Source organism: Saccharothrix deserti, assembly GCF_009769385.1.
In the GTDB taxonomy this organism is placed as follows: domain Bacteria; phylum Actinomycetota; class Actinomycetes; order Mycobacteriales; family Pseudonocardiaceae; genus Actinosynnema; species Actinosynnema deserti.
Genome location: NZ_VKAB01000065.1, coordinates 12,997 through 30,369, shown reverse-complemented (window position 1 = coordinate 30,369; position 17,373 = coordinate 12,997). Strand labels below are relative to the sequence as shown.

The 17,373-nt window shown below is 69.3% G+C and carries 13 protein-coding genes; 10 read left to right on the top strand and 3 right to left on the bottom strand.

Features of this window, described 5'->3' with window-relative positions:
• Nucleotides 1-233: 233 nt before the first annotated feature.
• From FM051_RS46625 to FM051_RS46615, 3 genes are all read left to right on the top strand, one after another.
• The gene (locus FM051_RS46625; protein ID WP_158853818.1) at nucleotides 234-1,229 is read left to right on the top strand and encodes a phosphotransferase family protein; all 996 of its coding nucleotides are present in this window, start codon (nucleotides 234-236) and stop codon (nucleotides 1,227-1,229) included.
• Between the two features lie 170 nt (nucleotides 1,230-1,399).
• Nucleotides 1,400-2,083, top strand: coding sequence for a response regulator (locus tag FM051_RS46620; RefSeq protein ID WP_202919431.1), 684 nt, complete (start codon nucleotides 1,400-1,402; stop codon nucleotides 2,081-2,083).
• Nucleotides 2,080-3,198: a sensor histidine kinase gene (locus tag FM051_RS46615; RefSeq protein WP_158853815.1), complete on the top strand. Its 1,119-nt coding sequence runs from the start codon at nucleotides 2,080-2,082 to the stop codon at nucleotides 3,196-3,198. The genes FM051_RS46620 and FM051_RS46615 overlap by 4 nt, the downstream gene beginning before the upstream one ends.
• A gap of 102 nt (nucleotides 3,199-3,300) precedes the next feature.
• Here FM051_RS46615 and FM051_RS46610 read toward each other — a convergent pair whose 3' ends face one another.
• The gene (locus FM051_RS46610) at nucleotides 3,301-5,088 is read right to left on the bottom strand and encodes an ABC transporter ATP-binding protein (protein ID WP_158853812.1); all 1,788 of its coding nucleotides are present in this window, start codon (nucleotides 5,086-5,088) and stop codon (nucleotides 3,301-3,303) included.
• 292 nt (nucleotides 5,089-5,380) lie between these two features.
• Between FM051_RS46610 and FM051_RS46605 the strand changes: the two genes are divergently transcribed.
• Nucleotides 5,381-6,583 (top strand): DUF418 domain-containing protein, encoded by a 1,203-nt coding sequence (locus FM051_RS46605; protein ID WP_158853809.1) that lies wholly within the window; start codon nucleotides 5,381-5,383, stop codon nucleotides 6,581-6,583.
• A 90-nt stretch (nucleotides 6,584-6,673) separates the two neighbouring features.
• On the opposite strand, the gene FM051_RS46600 is transcribed toward FM051_RS46605, so the two are convergent.
• Nucleotides 6,674-9,715, bottom strand: coding sequence for a glycoside hydrolase family 2 TIM barrel-domain containing protein (locus tag FM051_RS46600; protein ID WP_158853806.1), 3,042 nt, complete (start codon nucleotides 9,713-9,715; stop codon nucleotides 6,674-6,676).
• Between the two features lie 347 nt (nucleotides 9,716-10,062).
• On the bottom strand, nucleotides 10,063-11,232 hold the full coding sequence (locus FM051_RS46595; protein ID WP_158853803.1) for an ROK family transcriptional regulator: 1,170 nt from the start codon (nucleotides 11,230-11,232) through the stop codon (nucleotides 10,063-10,065).
• Between the two features lie 239 nt (nucleotides 11,233-11,471).
• Between FM051_RS46595 and FM051_RS46590 the strand changes: the two genes are divergently transcribed.
• The 6 genes from FM051_RS46590 (at nucleotide 11,472) to FM051_RS46565 (ending at nucleotide 17,355) form a co-directional block, all read left to right on the top strand.
• Complete coding sequence (locus FM051_RS46590) at nucleotides 11,472-12,749, top strand: NAD(P)/FAD-dependent oxidoreductase (protein ID WP_158853800.1); 1,278 nt, start codon at nucleotides 11,472-11,474, stop codon at nucleotides 12,747-12,749.
• 174 nt (nucleotides 12,750-12,923) lie between these two features.
• Nucleotides 12,924-13,868 carry an ABC transporter substrate-binding protein gene (locus tag FM051_RS46585; RefSeq protein ID WP_158853797.1) on the top strand — a complete coding sequence of 315 codons (945 nt, stop codon included), beginning with the start codon at nucleotides 12,924-12,926 and terminating at the stop codon, nucleotides 13,866-13,868.
• Nucleotides 13,868-14,824 carry an amino acid ABC transporter permease gene (locus FM051_RS46580; protein WP_158853792.1) on the top strand — a complete coding sequence of 319 codons (957 nt, stop codon included), beginning with the start codon at nucleotides 13,868-13,870 and terminating at the stop codon, nucleotides 14,822-14,824. Before FM051_RS46585 ends, FM051_RS46580 begins: the two co-directional genes overlap by 1 nt.
• Nucleotides 14,821-15,588 (top strand): amino acid ABC transporter ATP-binding protein, encoded by a 768-nt coding sequence (locus FM051_RS46575; protein WP_158853790.1) that lies wholly within the window; start codon nucleotides 14,821-14,823, stop codon nucleotides 15,586-15,588. Before FM051_RS46580 ends, FM051_RS46575 begins: the two co-directional genes overlap by 4 nt.
• 24 nt (nucleotides 15,589-15,612) lie before the next feature.
• A complete protein-coding gene (locus FM051_RS46570; RefSeq protein ID WP_202919429.1) occupies nucleotides 15,613-16,143 on the top strand; it encodes a RidA family protein in 531 nt (176 codons plus the stop codon).
• Between the two features lie 105 nt (nucleotides 16,144-16,248).
• Entirely contained in the window at nucleotides 16,249-17,355 is a 1,107-nt protein-coding gene (locus FM051_RS46565) for an alanine racemase (protein ID WP_158853787.1), read from the top strand.
• Nucleotides 17,356-17,373 lie beyond the last annotated feature (18 nt).

Genomic DNA, 17,373 nt, shown 5'->3' with positions numbered 1-17,373 from the left:
CAGCGGCTCGACCCTTGCCCACAGCTCGTCGGAGACGACCCACGGAAGCTGCTGGCCCTTCCTCACGCCATGGTCAACACACCACTGCTCAACCGTATTCCAAGATCATTCTGTTAGGAGTTCTAAGTGACTGGTATTGGGGATAGTGGGGACAGTCCGCTCTTGACTGGGCGGCGGCCGAGCCGCATTGTGGGAGCGCTCCCGTGATCCTTGCCGTTCGAGAGTGGAACTCAGTGCAGAGTCAGACCAAGCGCCGCCTGTCTCCCGAAGACCTCGACGCCCTGATGTCCGGCTCCGTCGGCGTCGGGTGCCGGCTGGAGACCGAGTTGACCGACGGCTGGTTCAACACGGCTTACCGTGTCCTGCTCGACGACGGCCGTGTCGCCGTCGTCAAGCTCGCCCCGTCGGCCGACGCCTCGGTCCTGCGTTACGAGCGCGGCATCCTGGCGACGGAGGCCATGGTCTACCGGCGGATCGCGGCCCTGCCGGACGGCGGTGTGCCGACACCCGAACTGTTCTACGCGGGCCGGGAGTTCCTCGCCGTCTCCGTCCTGGAGGGTGCCCCGTGGGACAAGGCGGCCGACCGCCTGCCCCGGGCCACCGAGCGGGCGCTGCGCCGCGAACTGGGCGCGATCACCGCCCGTCTGCACACCCTGGCCCCGGAGGACGGCCGGTTCGGCTACCCGGCCGCGGAGTCCGCGCTGTCCGCTCCGGACTGGAGGACGGCCTTCACCGCCATGGTGGACGCGCTCCTCGACGACGCCGCACGCTGGCAGTCCCCTCTGGGCGCGACGCCCGCCGAGATACGGACTCTGGTGGCCGAGGGCGGATACGCCCTCGACGAGGTCACCGAGCCTCGGCTGGTCCACTTCGACCTGTGGCCGGGCAACATCTTCATCGACGTCCCCGACGACGGGAACCGGCGGCCCCGGATCGTCGGACTCATCGACCACGAGCGGGCGTTCTGGGGCGACCCGGCAGCCGAACTGGTCTCCCTGGCCTTCGGCGGCGACACCGGTCCGGACAGCGACCTCGTCACCGGGTACACCGAGGCCGGCGGCATCCTCGACTTCACCCCCGCCTTCCGGCACCGCCTGGCCCTGTACCACCTCTACCTGGGCCTGCTGCTCGTGATCGAGTGCGGTCCCCGCGGCTACGGCCCCGACCACCTCGCGTTCTGCCGTCGCACCCTCGCCGACAACCTCGCCGGACTACGGGCACTGGGGTAAAGGCAACACCGGTGACCTGAGCACCCTCACTTCCGCTATCCCCGCCGACCGGTGGGTTGTACCCCGCCGGGTGGCTGGAGCTGCCGCTCGGCCTGGCCGCCGGAGCTCCGCGGGGGCTCTATGGTCGAGTCGGCAGGGCTGGCAGGGACGGAAAGTGAGGCGGGGCGCGCGTGATCCGGGTAGTGGTGGTGGACGACGAGGCGCTGGTCCGGTCGGGGTTCGGGCTCATCCTGGGTGCCTCGGAGGACATCGAGGTCGTCGCGACGGCGAGCGGGGCCGACGCCGTGGAGACCGTCCGCCGGGAGCGGCCGGACGTGGTGCTGCTGGACATCCGGATGCCGGACGTGGACGGGCTCACCGTCCTGCGCGAGCTGCGGACGACCCCGGATCCGCCGGTGGTGGCGATGCTGACGACGTTCGACACCGACGAGTACATCCTGACCGCGTTGAACTCCGGCGCCGCCGGCTTTCTGCTCAAGGACACCGAGCCTGAGCAGTTGGCCCACCTGGTCCGCACCCTGGCCGCGGACGGCGTGGTGCTTTCCCCCAAGGCTTCGCGGACACTGCTGCGCGCCCACCCCGGCACCGAGGCGGCCGTCGACGAGGACGCGGCCCGCGTCCGGCTGCTGACCTCCCGGGAGCGCGACGTCCTCGTCCTGGTGGCGGAAGGGCTGTCGAACACCGACATCGGGGCGCGCATCCACCTGGGCACCGGCACGGTGAAGGACCACGTCAGCGCGATCCTCGCGAAGCTGCGGGTGACGAGTCGGGTGCAGGCCGCGCTGCTGGCGCAGCGAGCCGGGCTGCTCGACAAGCACGCGCGCTCGGAGACCGGACGAGAGGCCGGACGATGAGCCGCGCACGAGCCTTGTGGCAGCGTGTGCCCGCGCCGGTCGTCGACCTCGCCCTCGTGGCGGTGGCGGCCGTGGACGTGTGGCTGAACCTGTGGGACGACACACGACTCGGCGTCGCGCTGGCCGCGCCCGGCTGCGTCGCGCTGGCGTTCCGGCGCAGGTTCCCGCTCGGCGTCTTCCTGCTCACGTTGCCGGTCGCGCTGTCGCAGGATGTCGCCGTCGCTCCGCTCATCGCGCTGTTCACCCTGGCCGAACGCTCCCGGAACCGCCGTCTCCTCGCGGTGTGCGTCGCCCTGTCCGCCATCGCGAGCAGCGTGCCGTGGCCCTTGGATAGCGTCACCGAGGTCGGCCGGACCATGACGCTGGTCATCTTCGTGTACAACCTGGCGACCGCTGTCGTCCCGGTCCTCTTCGGCCAGCTCGTCCAGGCACGACGGGATTTGGCGCGGCGGCTGGACGAGATCGAGGAGGCCAGGGAGCACGAGCGGGCGCTGCACGCCCAGGCAGTGCTCGCCCGCGAGCGCGCCCAACTGGCCCGCGAGATGCACGACGTGGTCTCCCACCAGGTCAGCCTGATCGCCGTACGGGCCGGAGCCCTGCAGGTCGCCACCAAGGACGCGGACGCCGAAGAGGCCGCCCGCACGATCCGTTCGCTGAGCGTCACCACGCTCGACGAACTGCGCACCATGGTCGCACTGCTGCGCGCCTCCGGCGGCCGTGACACCGAGCTGACGCCTCAGCCCACCCTGGCAGACCTGCGCAGACTGGTGGAATCGAGCGGCACTCACGCGGAGCTGACGGGTGAGCTTCCGCTCGCCGTGAGCACACCCGCCCAGCGGGCCATCTACCGCACGGTCCAGGAGGCGTTGACCAACGTCCGCAAGCACGCCCCCGGCGCGACGGCCTGCGTCGAGCTGTGGCAGGACGGCCGCGACATCGGAGTGACCGTCACCAACACCCCTCCTACCCGACCTTCCCTGTCCCTCCCCGGATCGCAGCACGGTTTGATCGGTCTGCGGGAACGGGCCGAGATCCTGCACGGATCCCTGGAGTCGGGCCCGACCGCGGAGGGCGGGTACCAGGTGCGGCTGCGGATTCCCCTCAGCACGAACTAGAGACCGGTCCGGCCGGAGTCCGGCAGAGCAGCGGCAAGCCGGTCCGGTCTTCGCCGGTGTCCGACGAAGACCGGACCGGGCCGCCTCACCTGCGCGGCGGGATCATCCCGCCGGGGCCAGGAGCTGGGTGGCCGCCAGCCGCGCGTACAACTGGTCCTGTGCCACCAGTTCCTCGTGGGTGCCCACGGCCCGTACTCGTCCGTCGTCCATGACGACGATGCGGTCGGCGCCCGTCACCGTCGACAGGCGGTGGGCCACCACCAGCACGGTGGTCTCGCGGGCCACCTCCGCGACGACGTCCCGCACCGCCAGCTCGTTGACGGCGTCGAGCTGCGAGGTCGCCTCGTCCAGCAGCAGCAGCCGGGGCTTGCGCAGCAGTGCGCGGGCGATGGCGATGCGCTGCCGCTCGCCGCCCGACAGCTTCGAGCCGCGGTGTCCCACCGGCGTGTCCAGGCCGTGGGGCAGGCGCTCGACGAGGGTGTCGAGCTTCGTCCGGGCCAGCACGTCGCGGATCTCACCGTCCGTCGCGCCGGGTGCCGCGAAGAGCAGGTTCTCCCGGAGCGTGCCGGCCAGCACGGGAGCGTCCTGCTCCACGTACCCGATGGCCGACCGCAACCGGGGCAGCGACCAGCCCCGTACGTCTTTGCCGTCGACCAGGACCCGGCCGCCGGTGGCCTCGTAGAACCGCTCGATGAGCGCGAAGACCGTCGACTTGCCCGCGCCCGAGGGGCCCACGAAGGCCGTCATCCCGGCGCCCGGTACCTCGAAACTCACGCACTGGTGGATGTACGGCCCACCCGGACGGTAGCGGAAGGACACGTCCTCGAAGCGGACCGACGCCGGGCCCGGCACCGCCGCGTCCTGGCTGGGCAGGGCGGCCTTCTGCCCGGCGGTCGGCTCCGTCGACAGGCGATCCACCTGCGCGATCCGCGAGATCGTGGCCGCGCCCTCCTGATAGTGGGACACGGCGTCGACCAGCTTGGACACCGGCTCGATCAGGTAGAAGAGGTACAGCAGGAACGCCATGAGCGTGGAGAGGGAAATCGCCCCGGACGCCACCCGCGCCCCGCCGATCCCCAGCACCGCCAGGAACGCCAGCTGCACGGCAAGCCCGTCCGCCGAGCCCGCCACGGCCTCCCACTTCGCGCTCGTCACGCCGTGCCGCCACGCCCGCCGCGCCGCCGCCTCCACCCGGGCGGTCTCCCGGTCCTCGGCACCGGACGCCTTCACCGTGCGGAACGCCCCGAAGACCCGTTCCAGCGCGACGGAGATCTCCCCGACCGCCTCCTGCGAGCGTTCGGTGGCCCTGGCGATCTTCGGCATCACCAGGGCGACGGCCCCGCCGATCAGCGCGACCACGCCGAGCGTCACGCCCAGCAGAACGACGTCCAGGACCGCCATCAGCACGATCGCCGCCACGAACGCGACCGCACCGGTGGCCGCGGAGACGACCGCCTGGGTGCTGACCGCCCGCAGCAGCGTGGTGTCCGTGGTGACCCGGGACATCAGATCGCCCGGCGGGATCCGCTCCCACTCCACGAGCCGCAGCCGCAGCAGCCGCCCGATCAGGGTGCGCCGCGCGGCCAGCACCACCGACTCCGCGGTGCGCTCCAGCACAAAGGCACCGAACGCCTCGACCACGGTGCTCAGCACCACCAGGGCGGTGAGGGCCAGCACGATCCCGGCGACGGTCTGACCGGAGGCGAGCCGGTCCACCATCGCCTTCGTGGCCAGCGGTTGCAGCAGTCCACCGGCGGCGCCGACCAGGGCACACAGAAGACCGAGGGCGACGGCCCACCGGTGCGGCCGGACACGCGCGTACAGTGCCTTGAACGTCTCCCGGGCGGACAGGGAAGCATCACCCGTCACCGGGGCGGACGCGGTGTTCACACGATTCCTTTCTTTCTTCTCCGGTCGGCACCGCGTCGGCGGTGCCGCGCACCTCGGGGAGCGGCTCGGGCCGCGCTCGTCGTCACGCGCGAGGTGCGTCCCTCCAGCGTGGAGGGCCGGCCGCCACGCGCCCATCCGGCAACTGTCGGGTCCACCCCCGCCGGGTGGCCGGAACATCCCTCCCCGTCGGGAGGAGATCCGCCGGTCGGCTGGTGGTTCCCGCCGACCGACGGGGCCGATCCCGAAGCCTGCCGGATGGTCGGCCACCCCAGGGCACCGCGACGTTTGTCCCATGACAGAGACGCAGCCGTCGCAGGAGACCTCGACGCCTCAGTCCCGAACCCCGCCGGAATCCGCCGCGCCCGGCCCCTCGACGGGCCGGCTGGTCGGAGTGGACCTGGCCCGCGCGCTGGCCGTGTTCGGCATGTACACCGTCCACATCGGCCCCCCGTTGTCGGCCGTGGACGGTGTCGGCGGCTGGGTGCGGACTCTGACCGAAGGCCGGTCCTCGGTCCTGTTCGCCACCCTCGCCGGGTTCTCACTGATGTTGCTCGCCGGCCGCCGGAAGCCGAAGACCGGCCTGGCCGGCCGGCAGGCGAAGGCCCGGATCGCGATCCGCGCCGTGATCCTGGTGGCGCTGGGCACCGCGATGTCGATGGTCTACGGGGACGTGGTGATCCTCGCCTTCTACGGCGTCTACTTCCTGCTTGCCCTGCCGCTGGTGCGACTGCGAGCCAGGACGCTCGCGATCATCGCGGCCGCGCTCGCGGTCGTCACACCGCAGCTGGCGTTCGTCCTGAAATCGCTGCTGACCGAGCCGATCCAACAGAGCATCAACGCCTACGACCCGCTCGACCGGCTCAGCGACGTGGGAGTGCTCGATCTGCTGCTCACCGGCTTCTACCCGACGATCACGTGGATGCCGTTCGTGATCGCCGGCATGGCGCTGGGCCGCCTCGACCTGGCCGCCGGCGCGGTGCAGCGCCGCCTGGCCGCGCTCGGCCCCGCCCTCGTCGTGCTCGGATACGGCACGTCCTTGCTGCTGACCGGTAAGGACGCGTTGAAGAGCACCGCGGAATCCGGGTCGTCGTCCTTCGACAGCGGGTCGTTCGAGCCCGCTCGGACGGCTTCGGAGCTGTTGCCGGCCGGGCCGCACAGCGGCACGACGTTCGACATCATCGGCAGCCTGGGAGTCGCCATCACCGTGATCGTGTGCGCGACGGTGGCGATGGACCGCCTGCCACGGCTGCGCCGCCTGGCGAAACCGGTCATCACCGTGGGCACCATGTCCCTGACGGCCTACGTCGGCCACTTCGTCGCACAGTCCGCGCTGTCCGTGCCCGCCGGGACCGACGCCCAACAGTCCTGGGTGCCGCTGCTCATGTTCATCCTCGGAGCGACCGTGTTCGCCGCGACCTGGTCCCGCTTCTTCCGCCGCGGACCGCTGGAGTACCTGCTCAACGCCGCTACCAAGCCGGTGAAGCACATCCGATGAGGTCCGGCCCGGGTGGCTTGGCCGGTCGTGGTCATCCGGTAGACGACCCGGTGATGGGGATCAGCCACGAAACGATCTACCGGTCGGTTGTCAGCGAGGTCTTGGGGCCGGCAGAGCGGTGAGGACGAAGGTGAACTCGGCGGGTCGGACTTCGAGCCGGTACTCGGGCAACACGCCCGGGCCCACCGCACCGGAGCCGATGCCCTGCACGGCGTGGTCGGTGTAGAGGTAGATCCTCGGTTCGGCGGTCAGGTCGGTCTGGTGCCGTGCCGCGGCCAGGTGCTGGTCGCTCCACCGTCGAGCGGCCAGGTTGAACACGGGATCTCCCTCGATGCGGACTCCCGAGCCCTCCGGGTCGGCCACCTCGGCCCAGCGCACGTCCAGCCGGTTGCCGTTCTCCTGTGGTCGTACGTAGGGCGTCTGCATCTGCTCGATCGTGGTCTGGAAGCGGCCGATGCGCACCGCCTGCCGGGAGTCGGGGTAGGCCTCGCCGGGTCCGGCGCCGAGCCACTGGACGCGGGACCACTCCTCGGGCACCGTCCACCGCAGGCCGATGCGGGCCAGGGAGGGCGCCTTGTCCCGTCGGACGAGTTCCTCGTACCGCTCGGGTGGCAGGTCGGTGTCGACCATCGCCTCGGCGAAGTTGTCGCCCCGTTCCGGCCAGTGGCCGACCGGTTCGGTGTGGACGCGCAGGCGGAGTCGGTCCCCGTCGGTGTCCCAGCGGTAGGTGGTGAGGAAACCGCACGCCACCGCGGCGGCAGCGCTGCGCACCACGACGGTCAGGCCGTCGCGGTCCGGGCTGACCGACACGGTTCGGTGGCGCAGCCGGTGCAGGCCGCGTGCCTCCCAGTACCGCGCGTCGCCTTGGGTCCACGAGAGGTCGTTGTCGGTCGGTGCGCGCCACAGCGCCAGTTGAGGACCGTGCAGGTACTGTCCGTCGAGGCTGAGGAGCGTCCCGGTGCGCCGGTCGAAGCGCGCTGAGCCGAGAACGATGTGCGCGTCGACGGGTTCCGCGGGCACAGGCGCACTGCCCAGCATGACGGGGCGGGCATCGCTGGTGGACGGCAGCGGGATCTGGCCCCATGCGACCACATGCCCGTGGGGCGCCCAAGCGGTGGGCTCTGCCGATTCCGCCTCGACGGTCAGCCACCGTTCGCCGTCGCCGTCGATGGGCAAGGCGGTCGAGGGGATGGGTAGCTCGGTCCGCTCGCCAGGGCCGAGTCGTGGCGTCGGGAGGACACCGTCGGCGATCGGGATTCCGTCGCGGAAGAGCGACCAGGTGAACCGCAGGTGGGACAGGTCGAGGAAGTCATAGCGGTTGTGCACGCGGATGCCGTTGGCGCCGTCGCCGGCCTCGATGCGCACGGGCTCGTTGACCTTCTGGTACTCCAGCAGCCCGGGGGATGGCGTCCGGTCGGGGAACACCAGCCCGTCGCAGATGAAGTTCCCGTCGTGCAGGTCCTCGCCGAAGTCGCCGCCGTAGGCGAATAACTCGCGCCCTTCGGCGTCGGTGGTGCGCAGGCCCTGGTCGATCCACTCCCACACGAATCCGCCCTGCACCCGTGGATACCGCTCGCACAGCGCCATGTACTCGGACAAGCCACCAGGGCCGTTGCCCATCGCGTGGGCGAACTCGGTCAGCAGGAACGGCATGCGGTTGCGCGGTTCGTCCTTCGGGTCGCCCTCGCCGTCGGTGGCCGGGTAGTGGTTCTCGCCCGGCCGCAGCAGGCCACGACCGATCCGGCCGACGTCAGCCGGCGTGCGGTACATGACCGCGTGGATGTCCACGTAGCGGGCCATCCGGTCGCCCTCGTAGTGGATCGGCCGGGACGAGTCGCGCTCGCGCACCCACGCGGCCATCGCCTCGAGGTTCTTCCCGTCGCCCGCCTCGTTGCCCAACGACCAGGAAATGACGCTGGGGTGGTTCTTGTCCCGCTCCACGGTCCGCTCGACACGGTCGAGGTACGCCGAGTGCCAGCGCGGATCACCGGAAGGGTTGTCCGACCAGTACCCGGGCCCGCTGTACTCGAACCCGTGCGTCTCGAGGTCGCATTCGAGCATGACCCACAGACCCAGTTCGTCGCACAGGTCGAGGAACTCCGGGTGCGGCGGGTAGTGCGAGGTGCGCACGGCGTTGATGTTGTGCTGCTTCATCATCTCCACGTCCCGGCGCATGGTCTCGACCGTGACCGCCCGCCCGCGCTCGGGGTCGAACTCGTGTCGGTTGACGCCCCGCAGCACCACGCGGCGGCCGTTGACCGTGAGCACACCGGACTCGTTGATCGCGACGGTGCGGAACCCGAGCCGCACGCGCACCCGCTCGCTTCCGGTGGCCAGTACGGCGTCGTAGAGGAAGGGGGCCTCCGCACTCCACGGCCGCACCGCGTCGAAAGCGAACACGCGGTCGACCGGCACGTCGGTCACTCCCAGCCGCGGGATGGTGATCTCCACGGGAGCATCCGCCTCCACGTCGATCCGCAACCGCCCACCGCCGGTGGCCGCGTCGTAGTCGGCGTGGACGAACACGTCACGAATGCCGCCTGCAGGACGTGCCAGCAGGGTGACGTCCCGGAAGATCCCGGACATGCGCCAGGTGTCCTGATCCTCCAGATACGTGCCCGAGGAGTACTGGTGCACCCTGACCGCGAGGACGTTGCGCCCCGGCCGCAGCGCGGCTGAGGCGCCGAACTCCGTCGGCAGGCGGCTGCCGAAGGTCACTCCCAGTTCGACGCCGTTGAGGAAGACCCGTGCGCACGAGTCCACGCCTTCGAAGCGCACCACGGCGGGTGTGCCCGCCCAGGACGGCGGAAGGTCGAAGACACGCCGGTAGTCGCCGGTCTGGTTCTCGTCGGGGACGAACGGCGGGTCGACCGGGATCGGGTACGCGATGTTCACGTACACGGGGTTGCCGTAGCCGTGCAGTTGCCAGTGCGACGGGACCGGGAGCCGATCCCATCCCGTGTCGTCGAAGCCGGGCAGTTCGAAGCCGTCCGGTTCGTCGAGCCCTGTCGCCGAGAACCGGAAAGCCCAGTCGCCGTTCAGGTCCAGCCGCGGGGCATCCGAGTCCAACGCGGCGCGTGGTGCGACCTTGCCGTAGCCGGGCGAGAAGACCTCGAAGTAGCGCGCGGACATTCCGTTCCTCCTGCGGCGCGAAAGGGATCGCGCGTAACCGTGTTCGTTGGATGCGACGTGCGGACGGCCGCGCTGCGCCAGTCGCCAGTGGTGTAGTGGCCGCCCTCAGTAGCTCCTGCGACTCAACTCGATGCCCGTGGTGGAGCGAGCCGCCTCGCCGCCGCAGGTGTCGAAGCGCTTCGACGATCGCCAGGCTAGTGAGACTGTAATGAGGTGGCAAGGCCTTGTTGGTTCGAAAACCCCTGATGTCCGCTCAGGCCGAGGACCGGCTGGGCTGATGGTCGTGAGTGGTTGTGGTGGCCTTGGCCGCCACAACCACTCAACGACCGCGATCGTTGGGCTGTCCCTCAGAAGACCGGCGCGGACTGGTCCGTGCGCCGGCCCTGGCGACGTGCCTCGAGCACCGCGTCTCGCAGCCTGTTCTGAACGATCACCAGGCACGCGTACACCGCTCCTCGTGCCGTCGACAGGCCGATCTCCTGCGTCGAGGTCTTGATCGTCGGGACGGTCGGAAGACTGTGGTCGAGCCGGGTGCGCACCTCGGGAAGGACTTCGTCGACGAGCGGGCGCAAGCGGCCCACGAAGTAGACCGAGTCCGGGTCCAGTGTCACGACGGCGGCGCTGACGGCGGTCACGATCGCCGTGGTGAACGCTTCCAGGACCTCGGCGCGCGAGGCGCCGTGGTGCGGTTCCAGCCAGAGGTCTTCGATGCGCTCCAGGTCGAGTCCCCGGCCACGGCAGAACTGGAGAAGGCCCCTCGTGCTCATCAGGCCGTCGAGGGTCTCGTCGTCCACCCCGGAGGGCAGCACGCCGATGTTGCCGAAGGCGGGCGTGCGCCCGCGGGCGACCTCGTGGTCCGTGCAGGCTGCGAAGTTCACGATGCTGCTGACGCTGAAGAGCGCGGCATTCCTGACAGTGGCGTCGTCGGTGAGGATTTTGAGCAGGGACGCGTTGGCGTCGCTGTCGAGGAGCACGGGAGCGTCGGCCAGGTCTTCGACAGTGCGCTGGAAGTCGGAGCCCGCGAAGATCTTCATCGGCTCGGCCGGCCTGAAGACTTCCGTGCCGTTGCGGACACGGGCGGGCATCGCGACGACGATCTGGCGCAAGGGACCCTGCGCGGATGCGCTGGTCTTCACGATCAAGTCGACCAGCCATTCGGCGGCGTCGCCGACCTCGTCGTGGTCCACGGTGGGAAGGATCACGTGCTGGACCTCGCGGCCCATGAGGTCGGTCACCAGGACACAGGTGGTCTGCGCGCCGAAACTGATGCCGACGACGTGCCCGGTCGTGTCGGGCACGTCCAGGTAGGTGGACCGGCGGCCGCGACCGGTGACCTCGTCGACTCCGCGGTCGACGATGAAGCCGTCGGCCCGGAGTTCCTCCACCGCTCTGGACACCGTGGCCTTGCTCAAGCCCGTCAGCTCGATGAGCTTGTTCCGCGTCAAAGGCGCCTGGGACAGGACGGTATGGAGTACCGACGCCTTGTTGTAGTCGCGCGATGTGGGGTTGCTGGTCACGGCACCACCTTAGCTTAAAAGTTTCAGTTTGGAACTGGAACGACTAGTGGTAGCGTCCAGCCCGACAGCGAGGAACCCGACGCAACGAGCCTGAAGTTACCTGCCGATGACTTCGATGCTGATCAGAGCACTCGTCGGGCACGCCGGACCCCTGGATCAAGCCGTCTGCACCAGGTCGGCGTCGGCTGATGCCGGCGCGCGCTCGGAGCGGCCGATCGCAATGGCAGGAGAGAACAGCGATGAAGTTCACCCCTTACTGGCTCGACACCGCTCCGCAGGGCCCCGACCGGTCGCGGACCGAGATCGGTGGTCACGTCGACGTCGCGATCGTCGGAGCGGGCCTGACCGGCCTTTCGGCGGCGCTGCACCTGGCGCGGAAGGGCGCCGACGTGCAGGTCTTCGAAAGGGAGACGGTCGGCTGGGGCGCGTCGGGCCGCAACGGCGGTATGGCTACCGTAGGACTGTCGATCGGCTTCCGCGACGCGATCGCCCGCTACGGGGTCGACACCGCGAAGGCGTACCTCCTGACCTACCAGGACGCGGTCGACACCATCGAGAAGCTCGTCGGCGACGAGGGGATCGACTGCGACTTCGCTCGCACGGGCAAGCTGAACCTGGCGTCCAAGCCGGCTCACTTCGACGGCCTGCGCAAGACCCACGAGGTCTTGTCCGGGCGGCTCGGGTTCGAGACCCGCCTGGTGTCCAAGGGCGAGCTTCGTTCGGAGATCGGCTCCGACAACTTCCACGGCGCGATGGTCGACGCCAAAAGCGCAGGCCTGCACGTCGGCAAGTTCACCAAGGGGCTCGCCGAGGCGGCCGCACGGGCCGGCGCCACGATCCACGAGAAGGCGCCGGTCGAGCAGTTCCGGCGGCTGGGCGGCACGAAGCACGAGCTGGTCACCGCGAGGGGCACCGTCCAGGCCGATCGGGTCCTCGTCGCGACCAGTGGCTACACCGGCCGGCCGTTCCGCCGGCAGCAGGTCAGGATCGCGCCCGTCGGCAGCTTCATCATCGTGACCGAACCGCTGGGCAAAGACGTCTGCGACGAGCTGTTGCCCACCCGGCGAATGGCGTCGACGTCCAAGAACCTGCTGAACTACTTCCGGATCACCCCGGACCACCGGTTGCTGTTCGGTGGTCGCGCCCGGTTCACCATGTCCAACCCGCAGTCGGACGAGAAGTGCGGGCGCATCCTGCAGAAGGCGATGGCCGAGGTCTTCCCGCAGCTCGTGAACGCGCGTGTGGACTACTGCTGGGGCGGTCTGGTCGACATGAGCATGGACCGGATGGTGCACGCCGGTGAGCGCGACGGGCTGTTCTACTCGCTCGGCTACTCCGGCCACGGCGTCCAGATGGCCACGCACATGGGCAAGCAGATGGCCGAGTACATGAACGGGACGACGGACGCCAACCCCTGGCGCGACCTGTCCTTCAAGCGGATCCCGGGACACGTCGGTCCGCCCTGGTTCCTGCCTTTCGCGGGCGCCTATTACAAGTTCAAGGATCTGATCAAGTAGGCGTTCTCGTTCGGCGACCGGCTCGCCTCAAAAGGTTCGAGCGGTTCCTGACGGATTCACGGAGATCCGCCACTGTCGGGTGTGCGGGATCTCTGCCCATTTCGTGACCTGGTGTTCAAACCCACCGGGCTATTTCCTGCGCAATTTTCCCAACTTGATGAAGGAACGGCCACAATGCGAGTCAAAACACCTTTGCGTGCCACGATCATCGCGACGTCCCTGGCGCTCGCGCTTGTCGGGTGCGGGTCGAACGGCACCCAACAGGGCGCCCCGCAGAGCAGCGGGCCTGGTCAGTCGGTCGAACACACCGACGACATCTCGGTCGGCGTGCAGCCGGACCCGACGGCGGTGAAGCTGCTGCCCGAGTCGGCGAAAGCCAAGGGCGCGATCTCGGTGGCGATGGACCTGTCGAGTCCGCCCACCACCTTCATGGCGATGGACAACAAGACCCCGATCGGGTTCAACCCGGACATGGCGCGGCTGATCGCGGCCAAGCTCGGGGTGAAGCTCCAGATCGACAACGTCAAGTTCGACACCATCATCCCGGGCCTGCAGGGCGGCCGGTTCGACTTCACCGCGACCACCATGGGCGCCACCGAGGAACGGCTGAAGGTGCTCGACATGATCAACTACTTCCAGAACGGCACCGGGGTCGCCGTCCCCCGTGGGAACCCGCAGAAGTTGAGCGTCCACGAGCTGTGCGGGCGCCGCGTCGGCGTGCAGTCCGGCAGCACGCAGGAGCTCAAGTGGCTGCCCCAGCTGACCGAGAAGGACTGCACGAGCAAGGGGAAGCCGGCCATCACCGGAGTGACCCTGCCCAGCGTCAACGACGCTTTGACCCAGCTCGCCTCCAAGCGCCTCGACGCGGTGATGTACGACTTCACCTCGCTCTCGTGGGCGGCCAAGCGGCAGCCGAACGTGCTCGAGGTCCTTGAGGAGAGGGTGGTCTCCGCGAAGGTGAACGTCGCGCTGCCCAAGGGTTCGCCGCTGACCCCCGCGATCCAGGCGGCCATCCAGTCCGTCATCGACAGTCCCAAGTACGCCGAAGCGCTCGACCGCTGGGGCTTCCAGGGCCTGGGCATCGAGACCGCGGCGATGGCCGTCCCCTTGGGGCAGTGATGCCGACGAACACGATCGGTTCGACGACCAGGAGCCGGCCGTTGCCCGAACTGCTGCCGGAAGACAAGAAACGGATCACGCCGAAACGTCCGCGCGACTTCGTCTGCTGGGCCGTCGCGCTCGCGATCGTCGGTGGTCTGGTCTACACCACGGTGACCAACGAGAACTACCAGTGGCCGGTGGTGTTCAGCTACTTCACCACCGAGTCGATTCTCGACGGCCTGGTCCTCACCATGATCCTGACCGTGGTCAGCATGGTGCTGGGCACGCTGCTCGGGTTGCTGCTCGCGGTCATGCGCATGTCGCACCAGGCGCCGATCTCCGGCTTGGCCCGGCTCTACGTCACGTTCTTCCGCGGCACGCCGGTTCTCGTGCAGCTGATCTTCTGGTTCAACATCGCGGCGCTGTACCCGAACATCTCCATCGGCATCCCGTTCACCGACGTGTCCACGCCGGTGGATGTGAACGCGCTGATGACCCCGCTGACCGCGGCCATCGTAGGGCTGACCCTGAACCAGGCCGCCTACATGGCGGAGATCATCCGCGGCGGGTTCGCCTCGGTCGGACGCGGGCAGTACGAGGCCGCGGACTCGTTGGGCATGCGCGGGTTCACCAGGCTCCGCCACGTGATCATCCCGCAGACCATGCCCGCGGTCATCCCGGCAACCGGCAACCAGGTGATCGGCATGCTCAAGGAGACGTCGCTGGTGAGCGTGCTCGGCGTGGCCGAACTGCTGAACAGCACGCAGTCGATCTACGCCCGCACGTACCAGACCATTCCGCTGCTGATCGTGGCCAGCCTCTGGTACCTGATCATGACGATGGCGCTCAGCGTGCCGCAGTCCGTGATCGAGCGCCGTTTCTCCCGCTCGACGCGGAGGCCGGCCGCAGCCACCACCGCGGTCGAGCCCGCGGCCGGCCGGCCCGTCAGCACCACGAGGGAGTCGTTGCTGTGAAGGCCGACGGAACGATCGTCGCACGCAAGTTGTGCAAGAGCTTCGGAAGTCACCAAGTCCTGCGTGGGATCGACCTGTCCGTGTCGGCAGGGGAGATCTCGTGCATCATCGGGCCGAGTGGATCCGGGAAATCGACGCTGCTTCGGTGCATCAACGGGTTGGAGACCATCGACCGCGGCGTGCTGCGGGTCAACGGGGAGGACTTCGGCTACGTCGAGAGGGAACGCGCCTACCACGCGGTCCGCCCGCAAGTGCTGGCCGAGCAGCGCGCCCGCATCGGCATGGTGTTCCAGCAGTTCAACCTGTTCCCCAACATGACGGCTGAGGGCAACGTCATGTCCGGGCCGGTGCTGGTCAAGAAGGTCGACCGCAAGGTCGCCCGGGATCGAGCGCGCGAACTGCTGGCCCAGGTCGGGCTCGACGGGTGCGGCCACAAGTACCCCGCCCAGCTGTCCGGCGGTCAGCAGCAGCGCGTCGCCATCGCCCGCGCCCTCGCGATGGAACCCAGCATCATGCTGTTCGACGAACCCACCAGCGCACTGGATCCGGAGCTGGTGGGTGAAGTGCTCGCGGTCATGCGCGATCTCGCCCACAACGGCATGACCATGGTCGTCGTCACCCACGAGATGGGATTCGCCCGCGACGTCGCCGACGAGGTGCTGTTCATGGACGGCGGAGTCGCGGTAGAACGCGGCGACGCGCGCGAGGTGCTGGCCAACCCGCGTGAAGGGCGAACCCGGGAGTTCCTGGAACGGGTGCTGTGAACCTGAAGTTCCTGGTGAGAGTAGTTGACGGCAATCGACAGGCGCATTATGGTCGACAATCGACAAGTCACCTCAAGGAGGACCGAGCAGATGATCGGTACCGGCTCGGCCCTGGATCGGCTCCACGCCCTCGGCCTGGACCTTCCGGGCCTCGCTGACAACCCGAACTACGTGAACCACCGGGCGGTGGGCTCCAGCATCCACATCTCGGGCCAACTGCCGTACCAGGACGGCGTGCTGCTGGGACAGGGCATTGTCGGCCGGGACGTCGAGGTGCAGGCGGCACGGGAGCTCGCGCGCCACGCCGCGCTCAACGCGCTCGCCGCCGCTGCGCAGGCGGTGGGGGATCTGGACCGCGTCCGGATCGTGCAGATGCTGGTCTTCGTGGCCAGTACGCCGGAACTGGGTGAGCAGTCGCGGGTCGCCGACGCGGCCAGTGAACTCCTCGTCGAGGTGTTGGGCGAGAACGGACGGCACGCGCGCACCGCGATCGGTGTCGCCGGGCTGCCGCGCAACAGTCCGGTCGAGATCCAGATGGTCTGCACCGCGGTGTAGGGCGGGCACAACGGCGGTGTGGCGGGTCGCGCACGTCCAGCATTCGAGGGAGTCGGCATCCGCGCCCCTCGGTCATTCCCAGACACCAAGCACGAGGAGTGCAGCGTGAACCGGCTCCAACGAGCACTCGACGCTCTGGTCGAGCGGGTTGACACCCCCGCGCCGATCGTGCTGGTCGACGTCATGCAAGGCAACATCGACCGCATGCAGAGCTTCGCCGACCAGCGCGATCTCGACGTCAGGCCTCACGTCAAGACGCACAAGTGCGTGGAAATCGGTCGGCGCCAGGTCGCGGCCGGGGCGGTCGGGATCACCGCGGGCAACGTCGGTGAGGCCGAGGTCTTCGCCGCGGCCGGCTTCGACGACATCTTCCTCGCCTACCCGGTCTGGCCCGCGGGAACGAAGGGGACGCGGATCCGCGGGCTCGCCGAGTCCATCCGGCTGCGGGTCGGCGTCGACAACGTCGCGGCGATCGAGGCCCTCGCCGACGCGATGGGAGGCGCGCCGGACCGGCTGCAGGTCGTGATCGAGGTCGACTGTGGCGCCCGTCGTTCCGGAGCGCCGCCCGAGATCGCGGGCGACCTCGCACTCGCCGCCCGCAAGCGCGGCCTGGTGCCGGTGGGCGTCTTCACGTATCCGGGTCACGGCAGCTCCGGTCGGGACGCCCGCCTGCGCGCCGCGCAGGACCAGGATGCCGCGCTCGTCACCGCGGTACGCAGCCTCGCCCGCGTCGGGGTCACCGCAGAGGTGGTCAGCGCCGGCTCCACACCCACCGTCGAGTTCGCCACCAGCAGCGTGATCACCGAGATCCGTCCCGGCGAGTACGTCTTCTGCGACCTGAACAACAGCCGGCTCGGCGCCTGCACGGACGACCAGATCGCGCTGTTCGTCGCTGCCACGGTGGTCAGCGAGTGCGTCCCCGACCAGGTCATCCTCGACGTGGGCACCAAAGCCCTCAGCCGCGAAGGCAGCCTCGAACGCGGCTACGGTGGCGTCGCCGGCACGAAAGCCGTCCTGGCCAAGCTCAACGAGTACCACGGATTCCTCGCGCTGCCCGCCGACGACTTCCGCCCCAGCGTGGGCACCGTGGTTCCGGTGGTGCCGAACCACGTCTGCCCGGTCGTCCTCAATTTCGAGGAGCTGATCGTCACCGACAGCACTGGCACGTCGCTGGAGCGGTGGCCGGTCGACGCCCGCGGATTTCTCAGCTGACCGGCCCCGGGACGAAAC